17 protein-coding genes and 1 pseudogene are annotated in these 21,454 nt (G+C 58.5%); 12 read left to right on the top strand and 6 right to left on the bottom strand.

Annotation, left to right across the window (positions count from 1 at the left end):
* From ACZ5C7_RS00075 to ACZ5C7_RS00090, 4 genes and pseudogenes are all read left to right on the top strand, one after another.
* A complete protein-coding gene (locus tag ACZ5C7_RS00075; protein ID WP_464374358.1) occupies window positions 1-1,131 on the top strand; it encodes an ABC transporter ATP-binding protein in 1,131 nt (376 codons plus the stop codon).
* Window positions 1,132-1,292: 161 nt separating this feature from the next.
* Window positions 1,293-4,274 (top strand): glycoside hydrolase family 2 protein, encoded by a 2,982-nt coding sequence (locus tag ACZ5C7_RS00080; protein ID WP_464374359.1) that lies wholly within the window; start codon window positions 1,293-1,295, stop codon window positions 4,272-4,274.
* Between the two features lie 132 nt (window positions 4,275-4,406).
* Complete coding sequence (locus ACZ5C7_RS00085) at window positions 4,407-6,533, top strand: glycoside hydrolase family 2 TIM barrel-domain containing protein (protein ID WP_464374360.1); 2,127 nt, start codon at window positions 4,407-4,409, stop codon at window positions 6,531-6,533.
* Window positions 6,518-7,618, top strand: a pseudogene (locus tag ACZ5C7_RS00090) (beta-galactosidase small subunit family protein); the annotation flags it as partial. The gene ACZ5C7_RS00085 and the pseudogene ACZ5C7_RS00090, both read left to right, overlap by 16 nt.
* 836 nt (window positions 7,619-8,454) lie before the next feature.
* On the opposite strand, the gene ACZ5C7_RS00095 reads toward ACZ5C7_RS00090, so the two are convergent.
* Entirely contained in the window at window positions 8,455-9,669 is a 1,215-nt protein-coding gene (locus ACZ5C7_RS00095; protein ID WP_464374361.1) for an ABC transporter substrate-binding protein, read from the bottom strand.
* A 631-nt stretch (window positions 9,670-10,300) separates the two neighbouring features.
* Between ACZ5C7_RS00095 and ACZ5C7_RS00100 the strand changes: the two genes are divergently transcribed.
* The 8 genes from ACZ5C7_RS00100 to ACZ5C7_RS00135 all read left to right on the top strand — a co-directional run bounded on the left by ACZ5C7_RS00100 (window position 10,301) and on the right by ACZ5C7_RS00135 (window position 18,800).
* Window positions 10,301-11,428, top strand: a complete 1,128-nt coding sequence (locus ACZ5C7_RS00100) for an amidohydrolase family protein (RefSeq protein ID WP_464374362.1) — start codon at window positions 10,301-10,303, stop codon at window positions 11,426-11,428.
* A gap of 1 nt (window position 11,429) precedes the next feature.
* Window positions 11,430-11,789: a Rieske (2Fe-2S) protein gene (locus ACZ5C7_RS00105; RefSeq protein ID WP_464374363.1), complete on the top strand. Its 360-nt coding sequence runs from the start codon at window positions 11,430-11,432 to the stop codon at window positions 11,787-11,789.
* A gap of 288 nt (window positions 11,790-12,077) precedes the next feature.
* Window positions 12,078-12,839 carry an IclR family transcriptional regulator gene (locus ACZ5C7_RS00110; protein ID WP_464374364.1) on the top strand — a complete coding sequence of 254 codons (762 nt, stop codon included), beginning with the start codon at window positions 12,078-12,080 and terminating at the stop codon, window positions 12,837-12,839.
* Between the two features lie 675 nt (window positions 12,840-13,514).
* Window positions 13,515-14,276, top strand: a complete 762-nt coding sequence (locus ACZ5C7_RS00115) for an enoyl-CoA hydratase/isomerase family protein (RefSeq protein WP_464374365.1) — start codon at window positions 13,515-13,517, stop codon at window positions 14,274-14,276.
* A 303-nt stretch (window positions 14,277-14,579) separates the two neighbouring features.
* Window positions 14,580-14,915 carry a hypothetical protein gene (locus ACZ5C7_RS00120; protein WP_464374366.1) on the top strand — a complete coding sequence of 112 codons (336 nt, stop codon included), beginning with the start codon at window positions 14,580-14,582 and terminating at the stop codon, window positions 14,913-14,915.
* Window positions 14,912-16,432, top strand: a complete 1,521-nt coding sequence (locus ACZ5C7_RS00125; RefSeq protein WP_464374367.1) for a UbiD family decarboxylase — start codon at window positions 14,912-14,914, stop codon at window positions 16,430-16,432. The genes ACZ5C7_RS00120 and ACZ5C7_RS00125 overlap by 4 nt, the downstream gene beginning before the upstream one ends.
* Entirely contained in the window at window positions 16,429-17,850 is a 1,422-nt protein-coding gene (locus tag ACZ5C7_RS00130) for a UbiD family decarboxylase (RefSeq protein ID WP_464374368.1), read from the top strand. Before ACZ5C7_RS00125 ends, ACZ5C7_RS00130 begins: the two co-directional genes overlap by 4 nt.
* Entirely contained in the window at window positions 17,847-18,800 is a 954-nt protein-coding gene (locus tag ACZ5C7_RS00135; protein ID WP_464374369.1) for an MBL fold metallo-hydrolase, read from the top strand. The genes ACZ5C7_RS00130 and ACZ5C7_RS00135 overlap by 4 nt, the downstream gene beginning before the upstream one ends.
* Window positions 18,801-18,931: 131 nt before the next feature.
* On the opposite strand, the gene ACZ5C7_RS00140 is transcribed toward ACZ5C7_RS00135, so the two are convergent.
* From ACZ5C7_RS00140 to ACZ5C7_RS00160, 5 genes are all read right to left on the bottom strand, one after another.
* Complete coding sequence (locus ACZ5C7_RS00140) at window positions 18,932-19,774, bottom strand: enoyl-CoA hydratase/isomerase family protein (RefSeq protein ID WP_464374370.1); 843 nt, start codon at window positions 19,772-19,774, stop codon at window positions 18,932-18,934.
* Between the two features lie 125 nt (window positions 19,775-19,899).
* The gene (locus tag ACZ5C7_RS00145) at window positions 19,900-20,076 is read right to left on the bottom strand and encodes a PaaD-like zinc ribbon domain-containing protein (RefSeq protein ID WP_464374371.1); all 177 of its coding nucleotides are present in this window, start codon (window positions 20,074-20,076) and stop codon (window positions 19,900-19,902) included.
* 5 nt (window positions 20,077-20,081) lie between these two features.
* Window positions 20,082-20,846 carry a Phenylacetic acid catabolic protein gene (locus ACZ5C7_RS00150; RefSeq protein ID WP_464374372.1) on the bottom strand — a complete coding sequence of 255 codons (765 nt, stop codon included), beginning with the start codon at window positions 20,844-20,846 and terminating at the stop codon, window positions 20,082-20,084.
* Complete coding sequence (locus ACZ5C7_RS00155; protein WP_464374373.1) at window positions 20,839-21,048, bottom strand: phenylacetic acid degradation PaaB family protein; 210 nt, start codon at window positions 21,046-21,048, stop codon at window positions 20,839-20,841. The genes ACZ5C7_RS00150 and ACZ5C7_RS00155 overlap by 8 nt, the downstream gene beginning before the upstream one ends.
* A 9-nt stretch (window positions 21,049-21,057) precedes the next feature.
* Window positions 21,058-21,453 (bottom strand): metal-sulfur cluster assembly factor, encoded by a 396-nt coding sequence (locus ACZ5C7_RS00160; protein WP_464374374.1) that lies wholly within the window; start codon window positions 21,451-21,453, stop codon window positions 21,058-21,060.
* Window position 21,454 lies beyond the last annotated feature (1 nt).

Here is a 21,454-nt window from a genome sequence, read left to right on the forward strand (position 1 = left end):
ATGGCTACAATTGACATTACAACGTTACGAAAGGAGTTCGGTGACGACGGCGAACAGATCGTGGCAGTCGACGACGTCGATCTCACAATCGAAGACGGGGAATTCCTCGTCTTCGTAGGACCGTCGGGCTGCGGAAAAACGACGACGCTGCGGTGCATCGGCGGCCTCGAGGACGTCACGGAGGGAACCATCGAGTTCGACGGGGTCGACGTGACGGACAAACGAGCGCGGGAACGAAACGTCGCGATGGTGTTCCAGAACTACGCGTTGTATCCGCACATGAGCGTCGAGAAGAACATCGGGTTTCCGCTGAAACTATCGACGAAGCAATCCTCCGAAGAGATCGCCACTCGAGTGCGGGAGGTCGCGGAGTTACTCGGCATCGAGCCGCTGTTGAACAAAAAGCCGAAAGAACTCTCCGGCGGGCAACAACAGCGCGTTGCACTCGGCCGTGCGATCATCCGCGATCCGGAGGTGTTCCTGATGGACGAGCCGCTCTCGAACCTCGACGCGAAGCTCCGGTCGACGATGCGAACGGAGCTTCAGGAGTTACAAAAGGAACTCTCCGTCACCACCGCGTACGTGACCCACGACCAGACTGAAGCGATGGCGATGGGTGATCGGATCGCAGTTCTCAATCACGGGGAACTCCAGCAGGTCGGTTCCGCAGAAGAAGTGTACCGGTCCCCGACCAACGAGTTCGTCGCGGGATTCATCGGGAGTCCGGGTATCAACCTCTTTTCCGCGGACGTCGGCGGGAACACCCTCACGGGACCCGGCGAATTCACCTACGCCCTCGAGGACGCCGCTCCGCTTGAGGGCAGGGACCGCGTTCGCGTCGGCGTCCGGCCGGAAGACCTGACGCCCGTTTCGGACGGGAGCATGCCCTGTGACGTCACCGTCGTCGAGCAGATGGGGAACGAAAACTTTCTCTACGCCGAGATGGGCGACGTCGATCTAACGGCGCGTATCGAAAGCAGGCTCAATCCGGCGGAAGATATCGGAATCACGTTCGGATTCGAGGAGGAGGACCTCTACCTCTTCGATCCGCAGACTTCGTCGGCCCTCAAAACGAAGACGAGCGAGACGAACGTCGACTACCAACAGTACGTCCAAACTGGGAGCGTCTAACGAGTAGCGGAGACAGCCCAAAATTGGAGTGGGTTTTCGTCGAGGCCCCACGCAACGACAAGCGAGCTAAATCAGTTGGAAGCGTTCTCTCGTGGCGATTGTATCGTTCAGATGACTTACGGAAATAGCTATACGTATCGACCGCCAATAGCCGATAGATCATGTCAAATAGAGGCATACCAAGCGAAGCTGTTAGCCGACGAACGATGCTTTCGTCGGTATCGGGTGTTGCATTGAGTACTATCGTCGCACCCAGCGTGGGCGCTCGCGATCGAACCCCCGTCGAAACGGACGAGGTTCTCTCCAGTTTCGATACGGATACCGTTCCGTCAGTGACGCTCACTCCTCGACCAGCAGAGACGGAGCGTCGACAATCGCTGAACGGAAAGTGGGAGTTCACTGAACGCGCGGGCATCGACATTCCGGAGACGGACAACTGGGGAGCAGAGGACGTTCCGGGACAGTGGAGATGGGACGAAGTCCTCGAGGACGAGAGCGAATGGTACCCGCCCGACGACGAGAACGGTTGGTATCGGAGAACGTTCGCCGTTCCGCCGTCGTGGGACGGCGATCGACTCAAACTCCGATTCGGAGCCGTCTACAGTCAGGCAACGGTGTGGATTAACGAAACGGAGGTCGGCGAACACACGGGCGGTTACACCCCCTTCGAAATCGACATCACCAACGAGGTCTCGACCGATCAAGAGAATACTGTGACCGTTGCAGTCTCACACGATTCAGTCGCCGACGATATCAGTTGGCAAAACGTCACCGGCGGGATTACGCGAGACGTGACCCTCTATAGCGTTCCTTCGACCTTCGTCTCCCGGTTCCACGTAGACACCGAACTCCACGAGGACGGAACCGCGACGGTGTACGCGGAAACGACGGTTTCGAACGACGGGGATGAGATCGTCGAAAACCCGGTCGTCGACCTCGAGTTGACGAACCCGGACGGAGAACACGCCGGTTCCACCGAACGCGAACTCGAGCCCCTCGAGAGCGGCGAATCGAGGACGGCGGTGCTCGAGATACCCGTTCCGGATCCGGTCACGTGGAACCCGGAACAGCCCCGGTTGTACGGTATCGCGTGTACCTTCGCCGACGGTACCCAGCAAACCGCTCTCGAGAAACGGGTCGGAATTCGACAGCTGACCGTCGACGGAAACGAACTCCGCCTGAACGGAACGGCGCTCACGCTTCGGGGGATCAACTGGGAAGAGATCCACATCCCCGAGCACGGCCACGCGGTTCCGGAGGAACTGACCCGGCGTGACGCCGAACGGCTGCTGGAAGCGAACATCAACTTCGTTCGAACGGCCCACCACCCGACCTCCGAAGCGTTTCTCGAGGCCTGTGACGAACTGGGGATCGTCGTCGAGGTCGAAGCGCCGCACATGTTCGTCGGACGGGACCGTCCCGACCCCGAGTACGATCTGGTTCTCCAACAAACGGCGGAGATGGTCGAACGCGACCGAAGCCGAACCTCGGTCTGCCTGTGGTCCATCGCGAACGAATCCGAGTGGTACCAAGCGTTCGAGGACGCGGCGACGCTCATCCGCGAACTCGATCCGACTCGTCCGACGATTTTCCACTACGACGTCTACGACGAGGGTCAACCGTGGGAAGAGCACGTGGACATCGACAGCCACCACTATCCGGCCAAACGAGTTGATTCGACGGTCGACCAGTTCGAGGACCACGACGAGCCGACCATGTTCGGCGAGTATGCCCATCTCTACTGTTACAACGACCAGGAGCTCGTCACCGATCCCGGCCTCCGGGACGAGTGGGGTCGCCTGTTCGACGAGATCTGGGAGCAGTGTCGATCGCTCGAGGCGTGTATGGGTGCGGCAATCTGGGCAGGCGGCGATCACCTAGAGCAGTGGGGCGATTACCTCTGGGGCATCGTCGACCGACACCGACGGCCGCGGCCCGAATACTGGCACGTGAAGAAGACGTATTCTCCGGTCAAACTCGCGGCGACGGAGTGGATCGACGGCGGTGAATCGGTTCAGCTTACGATCGAGAACCGCTACGAATTCGTCAATCTCTCCGATCGTCGCCTCGAGTGGGAACACGCCGAGGGCGAAGGTGTCGTGGACGCGGACATCGAACCCGGAGAACGCGGAGAGATCGTCATCCCCGCGGAGAACGCGGACGAAGTTACCGTTCGCGCCTGTCATCCGGATGGATTCACGATAACGTCGTTCGCACTTCACCGAGAGCAGCCGGAATCGGAACGGACGAACGAGACAGGGGGCGGTCCCCCTGACGGTGCCGGATCCGTCTTCGAAGCCGACGGAGCGGTTCGCGCGGAAACGCCGACCCACGCGCTGTCGGTGGACTGTCAGTCGGGGGAGCTTGCTGTCGGATCGGGGGGTAACGACTCGGTCGTCTCCGGAGCCCTCGAGCTCGCCGCAACGCCGATCCAGTCCGACGCCGGGAGAGCGTACGACGAAGCCATCGACCACCGCCTTGAGGGACGAACGGTCGACGATGTTCGGATCGGAGACGACGGCGAGACGATCGTCACGGAAGTGAGCTACCAGACGGCGACCGGTGAGTTCGTGATCCACCCCCTCTCGAGGGGTATCGAGATCGAGTACGATTTCACGCTCGAGGAGTCGCATACGCTGCGAGAAATCGGCGTGGCGTTGCCAGTCGCGGACGACCACACCACGCTTTCGTGGACGCGGGATGGACACTGGAGTACCTACCCGGCGAATCACATCGGTCGACCGTCGGGGACCGCGAGCGCGTTTCCGACCGGCGATCGGTCGGACGACGACACGAAGCGACTCGATCCCGATCAGCCGTGGAAAGACGACGCGACAATCCGCGGGTCCAACGACTTCCGGAGCACGAAACGGAACGTGCTCGCCGCAGACCTCAGGAACGACGACGAGGACGGAGTGACGATTCTCTCCGAGGGAGACCAACACGTTCGGTGTCAGGTTCGCGACGGCACCGTCGACGTGCTCGTTCTCGATCGATCACTTTCGGGTTCCAGCGACGACTGGATGGACCGGTATCCAGTTCTGGATCAAGAGCCGGAACTCGAGTCGAGCACGCAGCTAGCGGGGAGCGCACGATTCCAGATAACCGGATCGCGCGCCGGTGATCTTCCCGCAATGGACTGATCTGGACTGCTGTGAGTAGGGAGGTCAAAAGACGCTGGCAGTCCCTCGACGAGCGGCGGATCTCACCGAGAACGTGCCAGATCGGTTATTTTTCACCCGACCGTTTATGATCGACCGATTCGTGGTGTTCCTATGGCTCGACGCCCAGTAGAACGAAGTTCGCTGCCCGAGTACATCGAAAACCCGGCTCAGCTCGGGGAGAACGTCGAACCGGTCCACTGTCCGACGGTCGGCTACGAAACGATAGCGCGCGCCGTCAACGCAAACGAACCGCTGACCGAACTCGAGTCCCGATGGGAGGAATCGAACTACTTCGAACGGCTCGACGGGGAGTGGGAGTTCTGTTGGGCCGAAACGCCAACGGACCTTCCCGAGGAACTCCCGGCGGGCGGCGACTGGGACACGATTCCGGTTCCGTCGGTCTGGCAACTGCACGGGTACGATAGCCCCATTTATCGGAATCACGCGTTGACGTGGGAGCGACTGCCCGAAGTCGAGACGCTTCCAAATGCGCCCGACGTCCCGAACGAATTCAATCCGGTCGGCACGTATCGACGAACGGTGGCCGTTCCCGATGCCTGGGAGGGAAACCGGCGTTCGTACCTCCAGTTCGAGGGCGTCAAATCCGCCTTTTTCGTCTGGATCGACGGCGAGTACGTCGGATACGATCAGGGATCGATGACGCCGTCCGAGTTCGACGTGACCGATCACCTTCAGCCGGGGTCGGATCACGAACTCCTAGTCCAAGTATTCCGGTTCTCCGACGGGAGCTACCTGGAGACCCAGGATATGATCCGATTCAGCGGTATCTTCCGGAGCGTATTCGCGTATTCGAAGCCGGAGAGACACGTCCGAGATTACACCGTTCGAACCGACTTCGACGAGGCGCTCGTCGACGCCACGCTCTCCGTCGACGCCGATATTTGTTGGCCGCGAACCACCGAAGACGAACCGGAACTGACGCTCGTCGGCGAGTTGTACGATCCGAGCGGGTCACTCGTCACGACGATGGAAGCGCTCGCCGAGCGCGGAGACGGAAATTCCGTGCGGCTGGAAGCGGAAATTTCCGATCCGGAAAAGTGGTCCGCGGAGGATCCGACACTGTATACCCTGGCGATCGCGCTCCGAACGGCGGCCGGCGAGACAACGGAGGCGCTCACCCAATTTGTCGGCTTCCGCGAATACGAGATCGACGACGGAGTCCTCACGGTTAACGGGAACCCGGTGACGATCCGCGGGATGAACCGACACGACCACGATCCTCGCGGAGGACGAACCGTCCCGTTCGAGCGGGCACTCGAGGACCTCAAAGTGATGAAGTGCAATAATATCAATGCTATCCGAACAGCTCACTATCCGCACGATCTCTCGGTCTACGCCATCGCCGACGAACTCGGACTGTACGTCTTCGACGAAGCGAACGTCGAAACCCACTTCGATCTGAACTTCGTCAACGATCACCCCGAATTTCATGACGCGTTTCTCGAGCGATTCGAGCGGATGATCGCCCATCACAAAAACGTCACCAGCATCGTCGCCTGGAGCACGAGTAACGAGGCCGGAACCGGACCGGCTCACGAGGCGATGGCCGAGCACGCACGAGACGCGGACGAGACGCGATTCGTATTTCACCAAGGCGATGGTGAGGCACCATACGAGGCGTTCCACGACTCGATGACCGGGACGGCGCCGTTTACCGATATTTCCGGGCCGCGATATCCGATTCCGGACACGCTGGCGCAGTTCAGTTCGGTCGACGATCGTCCGCTGATCATGGGAGAGTACGCCCACGCGTTCTGTAACAGCCTCGGTTTGCAGGACGCCTACTGGGACCTCGTCAATACGATCGACGGGGTGCAAGGCGGATTCATCTGGGAGTGGACCAACCAGACGCTTCAAGCGGATACCGTGACGGGTGAAAGCACAGAGAGTGACAGCGTGTGGTTCGACGACGACAGCTTCCTCCTGGACGGCGTCGTTTTCTCGGACCTTACGGCCAAACCATCGCTCGAGCAGGTGAAATGGACTCAGCGACCGATGTCGGTAGAACCGATAACACCGCTCGACGGCGTCGTAACGATAACGAACGGCTTCGATTTCACGAATCTGTGCGAGTACGAACTTCGATGGGAACTCGCTATCGACGGTGTAGCCGATCAGAAGGGCGTCGTTGACGTAGATATCCCGCGGGACGCACTCGAGGAGCGAGACTCCCGTTCGAAGAGCCGTCTCTCGACCCAGGCCAGGAGTGTCTGGTGACGGTTAGTCTTCATCTCGGTTCCGACACGAAGTGGGCCGATCGCGGGCACGAGATAGCGTTCGAACAGTTCGAAGTGTCGATTCACCCTTCGGCGAAATCGTCGAACGATGACGAGGTCGAACGCGGGACTCTCGAGGTCACCGAACTCGAGGAGGAAATTACGTTCGCCTGCGGCCAGTTCGAGTACCGCTTCGATCGGACTCGAGGGCGATTCCGGGACCTATCCATCGGGGGACAATCCGTCGCACAAGACGGGCCGATATTTGACGCGTATCGCGTACCCATTCCGAACGAGGGCCGCGTTCGAACCGCGACAGAGTGGGGGTACGACAACGAAACGGAGTGGACCGAACTCGGGCTCGATAGACTCACCCACGATGTTCGGGAGTTGACTCTCGAGCAGGGTTCGTCAGATCACGCGCATCTCGTGGTTCAGACGGCGGTCGAAAACACGCGAGGGAATCGCTTATTCGACGTCGTCTACGGGTACGATATTCACTCGACGGGAGCCATCGATGTCGAGGTTACCGTCGAGCCGACCGAAACGCTCCGTGAACGGCTTTCGTCGTGGCTACCACGGATGGGTATCGACCTCGAGTTACCAGCCGCGATAACGGACATCGAATGGTACGGTCGTGGGCCACACGAAACGTATCCCGATAGGAAGACCGGAGCGAAAATCGGGCGATACACCGGTCGAATCGAAGACCAGTTCGTCCCCTACCGCGTGCCACAGGACAACGGAAACAAAACCGACGTTCGATGGGCGGCGATGACCAGTTCGGAGGCCGGCATCGTCGTCTCCGGAGATCGCCCGCTGAACGTCCGCTTCGATCGGTACCGGAACCTCAATGCGGCCGCGTACCTCGAGGACCTGATTCCGAGCGACGAGACGACGCTGTCGGTCGATGCGCGCGTTTCGGGGGTCGGCGGAACGCCGGTAAAACCGAGCGAGGAGCACCGAATCACTCCAGATCCGCTTTCGTTCTCGTTCGTTTTGCGACCGTACACCCCGAATACCTACTCGCCGGAATTATCGGGAAAAGGCGAATCGGGCAACGGAGATAACACTCCTGAGAGTTGAATACCGAGCAGTCAAAGCGATCGAGATAGATCGACGTTTCAGGTCTTATTCGGGCCGTTTCGGCGTTCCAACGCGCCCGAACACTTGCTGAGGACAGTCCCGGCCGTTCAGAAGAGTTGTTTGCCATCAGTAGTGTGTATATTTGCCAATATAGAACACCTACATGGAATTGGATAGATATAGTAAGAAGACATTATTTAAATTCGATAGCGCAACGATATTCACAGAGAATGGGTATACTAGTCACGAAGCGGGAAATAAGCACAATAGGAGGATATTTCGCTCGATGTCGGAAAGCAACAGTAAGTCAATAGAGAGAAGCACTAAAGTGAGTATTTGAGTTCCAGTTCGGCGCTCTATAGAATTTCAGTACGAGGTCCCAGAAATCAGCAGGTTCCTTGTTTGTATCACATCCACAATACTACCCGATAATACAGTGATACTTCCACGACGGAGACGAGATCCCCGCTGACTCAGTGAGTATCCAAGTCAGAATCGATACCGATGACGGTGGACACTCCAGGTTCGGCTCCGAACTGACTGTTGTCGCCATCGCCTTCGACGAGACGCATCATCGCGGTACCGAACATGCCACTTCCCTCATCGATTCGTGTACCTCGAAGTAACATGTAATTGCATGGGTGCTCGGTTTCGTGGATACGTCCCTCTTCGAATGCTGTTTCTGTCCGATCACTAGTCCTGTCTGAACGCTGTTCCTCTCCGATCACTGAGCCACGGCGCTATCACGGTAATCGGCGAGCACACGGGCGAGAACAAGTGGTTCCGATTGCTGTTGACGGGGTAGGCTGACTCGAGAGAGAAACTCGTTTCTCGAGTCAGTCGATCGGCATCTCGTCGGGGTTGTACGGTTCTAGCGGTTCGGATCGGAACGATTCGACCAACCCGAAGTCCCCGTCAGGGTAGTACGCCGGTGGCTCGAGTTCGAACTCGCTGTAGATTTGTGACTGGGTATCGAGTTCTCCCCAGTCGCTGTACTCGAGCGGGGTAGAAAAGAGCGTGTCATGTTCGATGTCGCGAATCGCCGCGCTGATCTCGGACGGGTCCTCGGAATCGGCCGCTTCGATTCCGGCGGCGATCAGGTGAGTCGTTACGTATCCGAGCGCTTGCGTGCTGCCGAAATACTCCCCCGTCTCCTCGTAGAATCGATCCGCGACTTCCACGTACTCCTCCGAGTAGACATCCGGTTGGTGGAAGAACGCGAACCCGCGGGAAATGTCGTCGCCGACGGCGTTGTAACTCGCCGTCGGTTCCTGTAGCCCGGCGGTAAAGAGGTCCGGTTCGATGCCGATCTCGAGCATCTGAGAGAACATCGCGTGGACGCCGGATGGGTGACCCGAGCCGACCAAAAACTCGACGTCATCGGAGAGGTTTCGGAGGTACGGATTGAAGTTATCTTCTTCGAACGGTGCAACTTCGATCTGGACATCGACGGGGAAAAACTCCTCGATGGACGCTTCGACGGCTCTTCCCCACGCGTAGTCGCCGATGATTGCTGCGACCTCGTCGTACCCTTCCTCCTCGACGACCTCCGCCTGCGCCTGAATTGTCGTCGGTGCAGGGAGGTGACCGACGCGAAACGTGTACCGCGAGTCGGTCGTCAGAATCTGGTGATCTCCGGCCGCGTGAAGGAAGAGCGGGACCTCGAGATCTTCGACGGTGTTCGCCGTAGCGACCCCGACGTCGCTCGATACCGGCCCCACGAGAGCGACTGCACCGTCCCCTTCGACCAGTTGTGTCGCGGCGGTGTTCGCCTCCCTCGGATCGGTTTCGGTATCGATACTCTCGTATGACACTTCTTTGTCGAGGACGCCCCCGTCGTCGTTGATTTCCTGGAGAGCGAATTCGATCCCCGGGTCGTAGGCTGCCGAGAAATCGGCAAACGGCCCACTGTACGGCTGTAATCCCCCGATCGTGATGGTATCGTCGTCGCCACCGCGGAGCTCACCGAGACAGCCAGCAAGTGTCCCGAGAGTCGCTCCAGCGATGCTCGTCTTGAGAAACGTCCGACGACGTGCTTGCGAATAGTTCATGTTGTGTTTTACCACACCACAAGGATTTTGATTTCTAATTCACTTAAATCTTGGGTCGGCCGAGGACGACAGTTCTCACCCGAGGGCAAAAGTTGGCGTGACGCTAAACGGGTGTAATCCGCTCTGCGGAATGTTTGTTGTGAGAGAACGCACGTCGACCCCGCTAAAGTAGACGGTGGTCCCACGACGCTCTCTTTTACACCAATACGATCGTATAAGATTCGGAATTCTCTTCCCTATATCGGCATCGTTCGACCATAACAAACGTGTACAATTACGCTCCGCCGACCAGCAAATGCCTCCCGCCGCTTTCCATCGACGCCGAAGCGATCGGCTCGCTGAATGCGTACTAGCAGCGTATAGCGTCACGGCATCTAGTACCGTTCTAACTCCGAGCGCCGGGTGAAACCGAGGGTATTCGTCCGGTTTCGCTCAGCAGTCGACACTCGAAACGGTACTGGCTCCCTGCACCCGAATCGTCGGCCAACGGGCACGGCGAGTGTCGCTCTTGCACGTTCGTACACCGCCGAACCATCGAGAGTTCCAACCCGGATACGTCACGTCGCAGCGGGCGGGAATAGTTCCACGCCAACGGATACTACTAAATATCTCGTCTACATTATTGACACACATGGCAACAGAACAGGTGGATACAGATTTGGAGATACCAGCGGAAGCGAGGGACGTTCGAATCATCGACCTCGACTTCCACATGAACCCGACGGAGGACCAACTCATCGGATACGTCGAGGACGACGCCGCTCGAGAGAAACTCTCGACGGAGTTCGGAATGCTTCCGCGGAAAGCCAAGTCGGACGCGGCGTACGCCATTCCCGGCGGTAACGAAGGCCTGTTCACGCAGGGGAAAGCCGAAGCCGCCGAGGACGTTAAACTCGCCGCCGACAAGTTCGCAATAGACGAACCGATCGTCAACATTGGCCTCAATAACACGCCGACTCAGCACAATCCCGTCCTCAAGAACGCGATCGTTCAGGCCGCGAACGACTTCGCACTCGATCGAGTCATCCCCGAGGATCTCTACTGTCTGATGATGGTTCCGCAGTGGGATCCAGAGCACGCCGCCGAAGAGATCCGACGCGTCGGTGACGAAGACGGCTTCATCGGCGCATACGGCTGGTTCGGACCGTTCGCGCTGTTCGGAGAGACACGGTTCGATCCGATGTTCGAAGCCCTCGTCGAACACGACCTCCCGTTGGTCCTTCACGGCTCGCTGTCGATGTGGCCTCAGAACACGCCCGTGGGCGATAACATGTTGAGCTGGACGGAGATGCTCGGTCTCGATTGGCCCGTCTTCGCGCAGGTAAACGTGGCAAATATGATTATGTCGGGTCTGTTCGACAAGTTCCCGAGCCTGAACGTCATCATCGAAGAGGGCGGTCACTGGTGGATTCCGTTCCTCCGATACCGACTCGACGAGTTCTACGAGATGCACCCGGACGATATCATTATCCAGCCGCGCAAACACGAGATGGGAGAGCGACGGCTTGGTCGCAAACCGAGTGAATACCTTCGGGATAATGTCTACGTAACGACCCAACCGATGGCTCCGCCGGAGCGGACTCGAGACACGAAACAGATGCTCGAGCAATCCATGGCCGAGGACACCTTCCTCTACTCGAGCGACTGGCCGCATCAAACGCTGGACCCGGCGACGTGGGCCTTTCGGAACCCCGCGTTCGACGACGACCTCTCGAATGCAATCTTACACGAAAACGCGGAAGACCTGTTTGGGATCTAATATGAGTTCGAACGACTACACGAAAGTGACGACCGTCGACGACGTGGAACCGGAACGAGGAATGAGCACCACCGTGGACGGGATCGAGATCGCACTGTTCAAAGTCGACGGTGAGTATCACGCTATTACCAACCGCTGTCCACACCAGAACGCCCCCCTCGACAAAGTCGGTGAAAAAAAGATCAACGGCGAAAAGTGCTGGAACGAGCGCCGAGGTGGATTTACCGACCAACCCGCGGTTACCTGTCCGTGGCACCTCTGGGAGATCGGCCTCGAAACCGGCGAACACGAAACGTCGGGCAAACGAGTAAGCGTCTTCGACGTGAAAGTGGAGGGGGACGACGTGCTCGTCAAAGTGTAATCGTACCACTCCGTATCACTCGAGCGTCGGGTCGACAAAAACAGCCTTCTCATCCAATCATCGTGGCGAAACTACCGCTAGTACCGTTCCAAGCGTCGACTGATGAGTGAATTCGACGACCCCAATCGATTTCAGCCGGCAGTTCATGCCTGGAACGCCACTAGTATCTAGAAGGCGCTCGTTCGTTCGACGGAGTAATTCACGCGCTTGGTAAGTGGAATCGAACGAAGAGCGTCAGGGGTCAATCCGATCGAAATGTTAATGTTTGATGTTAGCAAAAACAGGAGTATGGATACGACCCGGAAAATCAAGTCGTCGGAGACGATGTTTGCCATCGTCGACCAACTTCGGGCTACTGACGAGGCGGGCGTGACGGAACTCGCCGACGCCCTCGACATGTCAAAGAGCAACGTCCACCACCATCTTTCGACGATGCAGGATCATGGGTTCGTGGTCAAGAAGGCAAGCGGAAGGTACTCGATCGGTCTCGAGTTCTTTTCGGTCGGCTTCGACGCTCGGAATCGGTACCAGGTCTATCAACCGGTAAAACAGAACCTGCCCCAACTCGCAGAAGAGACCGGTGAGACGGCCTGGTGTATGGTCGAAGAGAACGGACGAGGGATTTTCATCGACGGCTACTCGTCGAAAGCGTCGCTCAACCCGCACGGTGTTATCGGCACGTGGAAGCCGCTTCACTGTAGTTCCACGGGAAAGGCGATTCTGGCGAACCTGCCAGCGGAGCGACGGGACGCATTTCTGGACCGGGAGACGCTCCCGGCGATGACCGAGTACTCTACCACGGATCCCGAGGCTGTTCGCGAAGAACTCGGAGAGATTCGCCGTCAGGGGTTTGCAAAGAACTGGGGCGAAGACATCCACGGGATCCACGCCGTCGGCGTTCCGATCTTCGACGGTGATACCGAGCTCGTGGGTTCGATTTCCGTCGGCGGCGCAGCGAATCGTCTCACGGAAGAGTACTGCGTGGAGGAACTCGTCCCGCTCGTCAAAGCGACCGCGAACGATATCGAACTGAACTTAGCGTACAAGTAAGCTCGGTGGCGATCCCCACGACGACCGATTCGAAAAGCCAGTTCCATTCCGATCGAAAACGGACGATCAACCGCGCAGACGATGTGGATACACGTATACAGTGCAAGAAACGGTGTCGAAACGCCGAGAGCTGTGAAAAACGAATACCACAGCCACTCTGGAATTTACGGAACGGGTTTGAATTCCTCGTCGACGTTTACCTCCTCGAATGCTGTCTCGCAGTTCAGGTAGGTGACTTATTTTGCACCGAAACGAAAGACCCACCATATTCAAATACATATTGTAAAATAAATATGATGCGAAAAGAGTGTTGCTGCGAACGCTACTAGGTGCGCAGCAGTCAGACTATTCTATCACAGTAACAAGCGCTAAACGGAAGAAATACTGCATAGAAATCGCCAACAGAATAATGAGAGACTGTTTCTGAAGGGGAGTTAGTTTCCTCAAAGTATTTTCGTGTGTCTTTAGCCAAAGACAAGTTCTTAGCGGTTAAGATGTGGTTTGAACGAGTTATTCTGCAAAAGTTGACTATATTCCCGTCCAAGTTCAAATGAGAAGATTAGGTTTATTTCTCGTCATTACGTTACAGGCGTCAATATTTATTAATATTCTATAGTCGTGGCAAACTGAACTCGGTCTAGGTAATTTTAACACGGTCAGTAGAATGGGTACAGTATGATCGTTGAAGACAGCGGGGGGAGACGAACGATTACGTTCGACAGACCTGAATCGCTCAACGCAGTTACGGCGACCGTCGCCGAAGAGTTGGCAGACGCCATCGAAGCAGTCAATGTCGACGATCACGACGTGATCGTCCTCACCGGCGAGGGTGACGCCTTCAGCGCCGGTGGCGACCTCGAGGCGATGGCCGAGCGCGACGAGACGCCGAAAGAATCCGTCGACAGGGTGAGCAACACGCTCGGTCGAGTGGTCGAAACAGCGCTTTCCTCGGAAGTGCCAATCGTCGCCAAAGTCAACGGCGACGCTGTCGGTGCCGGGCTAGCGATCACCGCTATCAGCGATTTCGCCTACGCTGCAGATTCGGCGTCCTTCAGTTGCGCGTTCGTGCGCGTCGGGCTGGTTCCCGATACGGGCGGGACCTTCCTCCTTCCGAAGCTGGTGGGCCTCCGAGCCGCAAAACAGCTGGCGCTTACCGGCGAGTTTATCACTGCATCCGAGGCCGCGGAGTTGGGTCTCGTAAACGAAAGCGTGCCGAGCGGCGAACTCGACGAGACCGTCGAAGAGCTCCTCGAAACCCTCGAAAAACGGCCGACGCGCACCATCGGGCTCACTAAGCGGGCGATCCACGAAAACATGGGTCGACACTGGCAGGACGCACTGACCCACGAAATCCACACGCAGTCACTCGCCTACGGCTCCCCCGAACACGAAGAAGGGGTTCGAGCGTTCTTAGCGAACGAAGAACCGGATTATTGAGCGGGGGTAGACCCCTTTCGAACCACAGCCCGCAAAATCCGATGACGTACCGACTCATTGTGGTCGAGTCAAGTTATATACCTGTTTGATAAAATACGTAGGGCTTTTATTTGGAGGACTTCCCAATATTTGGTAGTAAGCATGGCAGGGAACTACATCACATCGGAAAACAATCTACCGGAGGATCCGACGGGGGAAGAAACCAGATTACAAATAAGTGATGCACAAACGAAGGAGATTTCCAGCGTTCGAGCCAGAATAGATACGGATCCGGATAACCTTACAGATCCTGATATATTAACCGTGGTCAAGGGGCCACACGAAAACACCGAAGAAGAGTGGTATATCGACATTATCGAGACCGACGAACAGGACGACATCGACATCGGCCTTCTCGAGGCGACGATAGAAGAGATCGAAGATCAGTCGACGGTTATTAACACCCGGTCGAAAGAAGTGAAAACGTTGTTACAGTACCTGGCCGAGAAAGGGGAGTTTCAATCCGTCTCCGAAGCGAGCCGATCTATCATGTTAGCGCATCTTTCGGAGAACTATCCGGCTCTCGTCCGCGAATATATCGACCTCAAGGTCCAGTCAGAGCGGACGGACCTCGCCGAAGAACTACACGACCACGAATGACAATCAATAGTCTCCGAAAGTACCTGCAAACCGTCGAATCGAAAGGAGACCTCCATCGAGTCTCCGAGCCGACTTCCTGGAATCTAGAGGCCAGTGCGGTAACGATGCTGTTGAACAAAGAGGATAGCAAAATCCCGCTGTTCGACGACGTCGACTCGGCACGGTTGGTGGGCGATCCGTTTCGCGGAACGCAGGACAGACCCTGGGACCGGATCGCGCTCGGGTTAGGATTGCCACCAGATCTCTCGGCTCGAGAGTACTACGAAATCGTTATCGATCGCCTGAAAAATCCGCGCGACCCCGTGACGGTTTCCGCCGACGACGCCCCGTGTAAGGAGAACGTCGTTGACGGGGACGACGTCGACCTGCTGGATTTTCCCTGGCCGTACATCCACGGCGGCGACGGCGGCAGATACTCGAACTTACACACCCTCATCGCCCCCGATCCGGACTCGTCGTGGGTCGATTGGTCGACACACCGTTCGATGATCCACGACGGCGAAAACGCGAGCGTGTTGCTGTTGGCCGGAGAGCAAACGCCAAATCTCTACTACTACAAATACGAGCGCAGAAACGAACCCATGCCCGTTGCGATTGCGGTCGGTGTCGAACCCGCCGTCCAGTACACGTCGGTCATGTGGATCCCGACGGGACGAAGCGAGGCCGAGTTCGCGGGCGGACTGAAACAGAGTCCCGTCGAACTCGTCCCCTGCGAGACGAACGACCTCATGGTTCCCGCGACGGCGGAACTCGTCATCGAAGGCGAAATCGTGCCCAACGAGCGCCGGGACGAAGGGCCGTTCGGGGACTATTTCGGATACATGCACGGCCCCAGACGATCGATGCCCCTTCTCCGGGTCACGTCGATAACCCATCAGGAGGACCCGATCATCCCGTTTTGCGTCGAGGGAACGGGCGTCGGCTACTCCGAAAATTCGACGAGTTCGATGGAAGTCGGCTGCGTCGGCCCCGACGCGACACTCGGTCTGAGGGCAGCGGGGTTCGACGTCGAGAGCTGCGTTCCCTGGAAATCGACGCCGAGAACCGTCTACGTCATCTCGACCGACACGACGAACGCCGGCTACCTACACGAACTCGCGAATTTTATTTTCACGACGTGGGGCATGCTTCACGTGGATTTCTTCGTCTTCGTCGACGCCGATGTCGACCCGCTCGATCAGCGGGCGGTACTCGAGGCGCTTTCCGTCCACGCCGATCCGGACAGCGACTTTCACCAGTTCGGGGTCGAAACGATGCCGAAGGTCCCGTTGAACATTTATCAAACCCCAAACGAGAAAGGGGACGTACAAACGGGGACATCCAAGGCGAAATCGGCGAAAGCGTACATCGACGCCACGCGTGAGGAGGACGAAGACGAGACGAGTACGGATGTGACCGGGTTGGGATCGCCCGGCGACATCGAACCAGAGTATCGCGCGCAGAAAATCCTCGAGCGAGCGGGCGTCGAGTTAGAAACCCGCCCGTTCGACGGTCCGAACGAAGGTGGTCACGAATGACGCTTCGAGCGCAACTCGAACGACTCGAGGAAACGGACGATCTGGTGACGATCACGGAACGCGTCCACTGGGACGAAACGGCGCCCAGCGTCGCGCGAGAGGCGGCCCGACACGACGGGCCCGCGACGCTGTTCGAGACGACGCCCGGAACGGTGCGCCTCGCCAGCGGCGTGTACGGCGGTCCCAGTCAGTTCGCCAGCCGATCACACCGATCGGGGCAACGAATCGCCCAGGCGCTCGGACTCGGACCGGACTGTTCGTACGTGAAATTACTCGAGCGACTGTCCAGGCGCGAAACAGCGTCGGTCCAAGAGGTGATGACGTCATCTGCGGCGACGGCCGATCAGGGGGACTGTGACCTTCACACGCTCGGTCTTCCGACGATCGGCGACGAGCGGTACCCGCTCGTCTCGCTCGGGCTACTCATCGTCGAGCGCCAGGGAACGACCACGTGGGTCCCGATCCGAGGAGAGGCCGTACACAGCAGAAAACTCCGTCTCTCAGTGCCGGACGCGTTTACCGACTGGTGTGGCCCGGAAACGGAAGCGAGCGTCGCACTCGGCGTTTCGGCGTGTTCGCTGATCGCCGCGATTCAGGGCTGGACGCAGGACCGGACCACGCCCGATGTCCCCGCATTTGCGGCGGGTCTGGCCGACACCTCGATGGCGACCGTCGGATCGCGGATCGTTCCGGCGGACGCGGAGGTTCGAATCGACGGAAGCCTAACCGTCGTCGACTCCGGGTCTCACGGGCCGGACGCGGCCTGGGAGTTGACGTGTGAAACTGCGACCGTCGAGGTCCGAGCCGACACCATCGCCACGCGCGAGGATCCTGTGATCCCGTTCGCACCACTCGGTGCGCCCCTGAGCGACGATATGCATCTCATGAGCCTCGTCGAAGCCGCACAACTGTTCAGACGTGTCAATAATTACTGGGGCGTCTCTCCGGTCAAATGGATACAGCTCCCGGTCGAAGGGCGGCTCGGACTTTGTATCGTCTCGAGCGAGATTCTGTACGCGGGCTTCGAGTGGCAACTGGCGAACACGCTGTTTTCGTTTTCGAACCTCTTCGACAAGGTCGTCGTGCTGGACGAACAGGCCGATCCGACGAACCTCGCTCGAGCGGTCAACGATATGTGGGTGAAAGCCCACCCCGCGAACGACTGGACCTTCAGCGAGCCGAACGCGCCCGCGGCGACCGCGACGCAGTACCGTCACGGTGGCGAAACCGGCTCCCGGCTCTACGTCAACGCGACCTGGGATCCGCGGTGGGACGAGGAGTACATCGCCCCGCGAGTGACCTTCGAGACGACGTTCTCGGAAAACATCCTCCAAGCGCTGAGCGACCGCTGGACCGAATTAGGGCTCGACGAACTGCTCGGCGACCGAGAAGACACGGCAATCCCCGATAACTCATGAACGAACACGTTCGAATCCCCGTCGGCGCCGGATCACCCGAAGGAGTAAACAGCGCCTACGTTCTCCCGGAACGAGGTGTCGTAATCGACCCCGGGCCCCCGACCGACGACGCGTGGGCGGCGCTTCGGGACGGAATCGGCGAGGCCGGCCTCGGAATAGCCGACGTCGAGCACATCTTCGTCACGCACTGGCACATCGATCACGCGGGGCTTAGCTGTCGATTGGCCGAGCGAGCGAACGCCACGGTACACGTCCATCGAGACGATAGCTCGCTGATCGGCGACTACGCCGACGCGCGCGAACACCGACTCGAGCGCGACGGGCGAACGCTGGAGTACTGGGGCGTTCCAGACTCGATTCGAGCGCGGGTTCTCGATGGAGATACGCCCTCCCCGATGCCGGAGACGTTCCCGATCGAATCACACGCCGACGGCGACGTCGTTGCAGGCATCGAGTTCGTCCACACACCGGGGCATACGAAAGGTCATGCATCGCTCCGAGCGGACGAGCGACTCTATCTGGGCGACGTGTTGTTGCCGACGTACACGCCGAACGTCGGCGGGAGCGACACGCGGCTCTCCGATCCGCTCGAATCGTACCTACGGGCCCTAGACCGGCTCGAATCCCGTTTCGAACGCGGTGAGCCGGGTCACGGGACGAAAATCGAAATTCAAGCGGCGGTCGACGAGGTTCGACAGCATCACCGAGAGCGGGCCCGCGCGTCTTTCCAAGCGCTCGAGGCGGCCGAGCGGACGGCGAGTACGCCGTGGGACGTCGGCCGGGAACTGTTCGGTGAAATGCGCGGGATTCACGCGAAGTTCGGTGCCGGAGAAGCGGCCGCGCATCTCGAGCGGTTGGCCGCACTGGGAATCGTCACGTCCACAGCGGACGAACCGATTCGATTCCGTCCCGCCGTCGAGGACTATCCTGATTTCACTGCGTTGTTGTAGCGAAAGCGACAGGGTAGTGTGTATCGACAGTGTAGCGTGTACCGACACCAGTTTCTCGAGTCCTGACGGAGAGTTGGAACTGCGGGACTTACGACCCAAAGAATAGTTCGGTAGTATCGAGGGGATGGAGTCTACTCGTCGGCGCCCGGATCTTTGTCCCCGAGTTCGACACCCAGGAAATCGGGCTCGCGATCGTCGAGGAAGGCGTCGACGCCTTCTTTGGCGACATCGGAGCCGAGCAGGCGATTCTGTAGTTCTCGTTCGTGGGCTAAGGCGTCCGAAAGCGGCATCTCGAGGCCCTCGTTGACGGCGAGTTTGTTGTTTCCGACTGCGACGCTAGACTTCGAGGCGATGAGTTCGGCGAACTCGAAGGCGGCGTCTTCGATCTCCTCGGGCGGGTGGATCTCGTCGAAGATTCCCTTCTCAGTCGCCTCTTCGGGAGTGAGCGTCTCTCCGGTGATCATCATCTCGAGCGCCTCGGAGCGGTCGATGTACCGCGGGAGCAACTGCGTTCCGGCCTCGCCGGCGATCAGTCCAAGGTGGATTTCCGGCATGCCGATGTTATAGTTCTCGTCGTTCCCGACGTATCGGAAGTCACAGGCGAGTGCGAGCTCGAGCCCGCCGCCCATGCAGTGGCCGTTGACCATCGCGATGAAGATGGTGTCGGTCGTTCGCATCTTCATGATGATCTCTTTGCTCGTCTGACTCGCGTAGCCGACTTGTCGGCCCGACTTCTCCTGAAGGACCTTGATATCGAATCCGGTCGAGAAGAACTTGTCGTTCGAACTACCGAAGAGGACCGCACGGACGTCCTCGTCGAATCGAACCGATTCCACGGCTCGCTGTAGTTCCAACAACACGTTGATGTCGTGTGCGTTCGCCGGCGGCCGATCCAGCCGGAGGACACCGACGTGGTCGGTTACCTCTGTGGTGAAATACTCCAGATCCAGCTCACTGAACGGTCGGAGTTGCATACAGGATACCAATTGGCGTCCACATATAAGTAACTTTCTTTCCCGTTCTAAATTTCATATAATTGAAAATATAGCAATGGCTCTCGCTATGGGCGCGGAGACGAACGCCAGCCGGCTCGAGAGCGTTATCGACCGGTTTCCGGGTTCTCCCCGTCGTACTTTATCCGTTCGAACATCGTGTTACAACCGTTACAGTAGTACTGTGTCTTCGAAATCTCGCTTCCGAAGGCGGACTCCTGTTCCGTATCGGCAGCGCCACAGAACGGGCACAACACGGTCGAATCTGAGAGTTGATCGTTCATCGTCGTTAGTTCATCGTGAACAGCTGGTTTTTCTCGCCGCGAAGTTGCTCGACGTCCGTCTGACTGATCGAACCGGAACCGGTCCGCCGTCTGGTTTCGTCCCAGTCCTCGAGGGGCGGTGCGTCCCAATCGACGTTCTCGAGCGACACGTCGGTTCCGTCGAACAGGCTTCGGTAGTGATCGATGTACGCCGCTCGGATCTCGGCGACCGGCCGGTCAGTGAACCCGGTTTCGAACACCGGATCCTCGTCTGCGTCGTAGGGTTCCGGACCGATCAACGCGAGCGCCTGCGGCAACGTCGTCTCGAGCGTGTTCTGGACGGTTTCGGGGTTGTCCTCCGCGAGCGTCTCGAGACGGGCGTCGTGGTACTCGAGGTGGAAGTACTCGTCCTCGCCCATTTTAGTGATCAGCCCGTCGAGGTCGTCTCGATCGATCGCATCGAGCAGATACCACGCGGCGCGGTCTGCGGGTGCGATCGACGCGACGTATTCCGTCCAAGTACCCTCGATGCTGTCGAGACATGCGGCGTTCGAGAACGCCTCGGGCTCTCGTTGCCCGTTTAGCCAGTCGAGATCACGACCCTGGCTTTCGAGTTCTCGGGCCAACTGGCGGACGTGACCGATCTCTTCCTGGGCCGCGCTCGCGCCGCCGATATCGTCCTCGAGCGAGGGACCGGAGAGACTCCACTCCGCGTACCGGTGTCCGAGAACGAGTTTCGTATCGGAGATCGCCTGCACGTAGTCGACTGCCGGTTCTGGCCACTCACTCACCGGCGGCCACCTCGCGTTTGGGCTGTGCGCCGGTTACTTCCAGCAGGTTTTCTTCGCGAACCACCGTCAGGTAGTCCCAGTCTTCTTCGTCGAACGTGTTGTAGGCGTACATCTTTGCTAGTCTATCGCTCTGTGCGGTGACGTTACCGATGTGCATGGTATCGTCGCCTTGATTGATTCGTGCGAATACTTCGTACTTCATAGATCGTTGTTAAAGGCTGATTCCCGACTCGCGCATCTTTTCACGAACCGGTTCGGTGAGCATGTCCTTGGACCAGACGGGATCCCAGACGACCTCGATGTCGACGTCGTCGACGCCGTCGGTGAGGGAGAGACAACTGCTGATATCGTTCTGGATCATGTCGTAGGCCGGACACCCCATACACGGGTAGGTCATCTCGACCGTGACCTGTCCGTCGATCGCCTCAACGTCGTAGATCATGCCCATTTCCACGAGGCTAACGGGGATGTGTGGATCCGGGATTTCGTCGATCATGTCCCAGAGTTCCCGTTCGAACGGCGTCGCGTCGGCGCGGCGGCGCTCGACGAACTCGCTGATCTGGCCGCCCCCTACCGACTCCGCTGCGTTCGCGCGTGCACTCGACATC

The sequence above is a fragment of the Halostagnicola alkaliphila genome, assembly GCF_055379965.1.

Bases quoted from the DNA above. Each gene is read 5' to 3' on its own strand.
- ACZ5C7_RS00135 (WP_464374369.1), top strand. From the start codon at position 17,847: ATGAACGAACACGTTCGAATCCCCGTCGGCGCCGGATCACCCGAAGGA.
- ACZ5C7_RS00160 (WP_464374374.1), bottom strand. From the start codon at position 21,453: ATGTCGAGTGCACGCGCGAACGCAGCGGAGTCGGTAGGGGGCGGCCAG.
- ACZ5C7_RS00115 (WP_464374365.1), top strand. From the start codon at position 13,515: ATGATCGTTGAAGACAGCGGGGGGAGACGAACGATTACGTTCGACAGA.
- ACZ5C7_RS00155 (WP_464374373.1), bottom strand. From the start codon at position 21,048: ATGAAGTACGAAGTATTCGCACGAATCAATCAAGGCGACGATACCATG.
- ACZ5C7_RS00125 (WP_464374367.1), top strand. From the start codon at position 14,912: ATGACAATCAATAGTCTCCGAAAGTACCTGCAAACCGTCGAATCGAAA.
- ACZ5C7_RS00085 (WP_464374360.1), top strand. From the start codon at position 4,407: ATGGCTCGACGCCCAGTAGAACGAAGTTCGCTGCCCGAGTACATCGAA.
- ACZ5C7_RS00080 (WP_464374359.1), top strand. From the start codon at position 1,293: ATGTCAAATAGAGGCATACCAAGCGAAGCTGTTAGCCGACGAACGATG.
- ACZ5C7_RS00105 (WP_464374363.1), top strand. From the start codon at position 11,430: ATGAGTTCGAACGACTACACGAAAGTGACGACCGTCGACGACGTGGAA.
- ACZ5C7_RS00130 (WP_464374368.1), top strand. From the start codon at position 16,429: ATGACGCTTCGAGCGCAACTCGAACGACTCGAGGAAACGGACGATCTG.
- ACZ5C7_RS00145 (WP_464374371.1), bottom strand. From the start codon at position 20,076: ATGAACGATCAACTCTCAGATTCGACCGTGTTGTGCCCGTTCTGTGGC.
- ACZ5C7_RS00075 (WP_464374358.1), top strand. From the start codon at position 1: ATGGCTACAATTGACATTACAACGTTACGAAAGGAGTTCGGTGACGAC.
- ACZ5C7_RS00095 (WP_464374361.1), bottom strand. From the start codon at position 9,669: ATGAACTATTCGCAAGCACGTCGTCGGACGTTTCTCAAGACGAGCATC.
- ACZ5C7_RS00100 (WP_464374362.1), top strand. From the start codon at position 10,301: ATGGCAACAGAACAGGTGGATACAGATTTGGAGATACCAGCGGAAGCG.
- ACZ5C7_RS00110 (WP_464374364.1), top strand. From the start codon at position 12,078: ATGGATACGACCCGGAAAATCAAGTCGTCGGAGACGATGTTTGCCATC.
- ACZ5C7_RS00140 (WP_464374370.1), bottom strand. From the start codon at position 19,774: ATGCAACTCCGACCGTTCAGTGAGCTGGATCTGGAGTATTTCACCACA.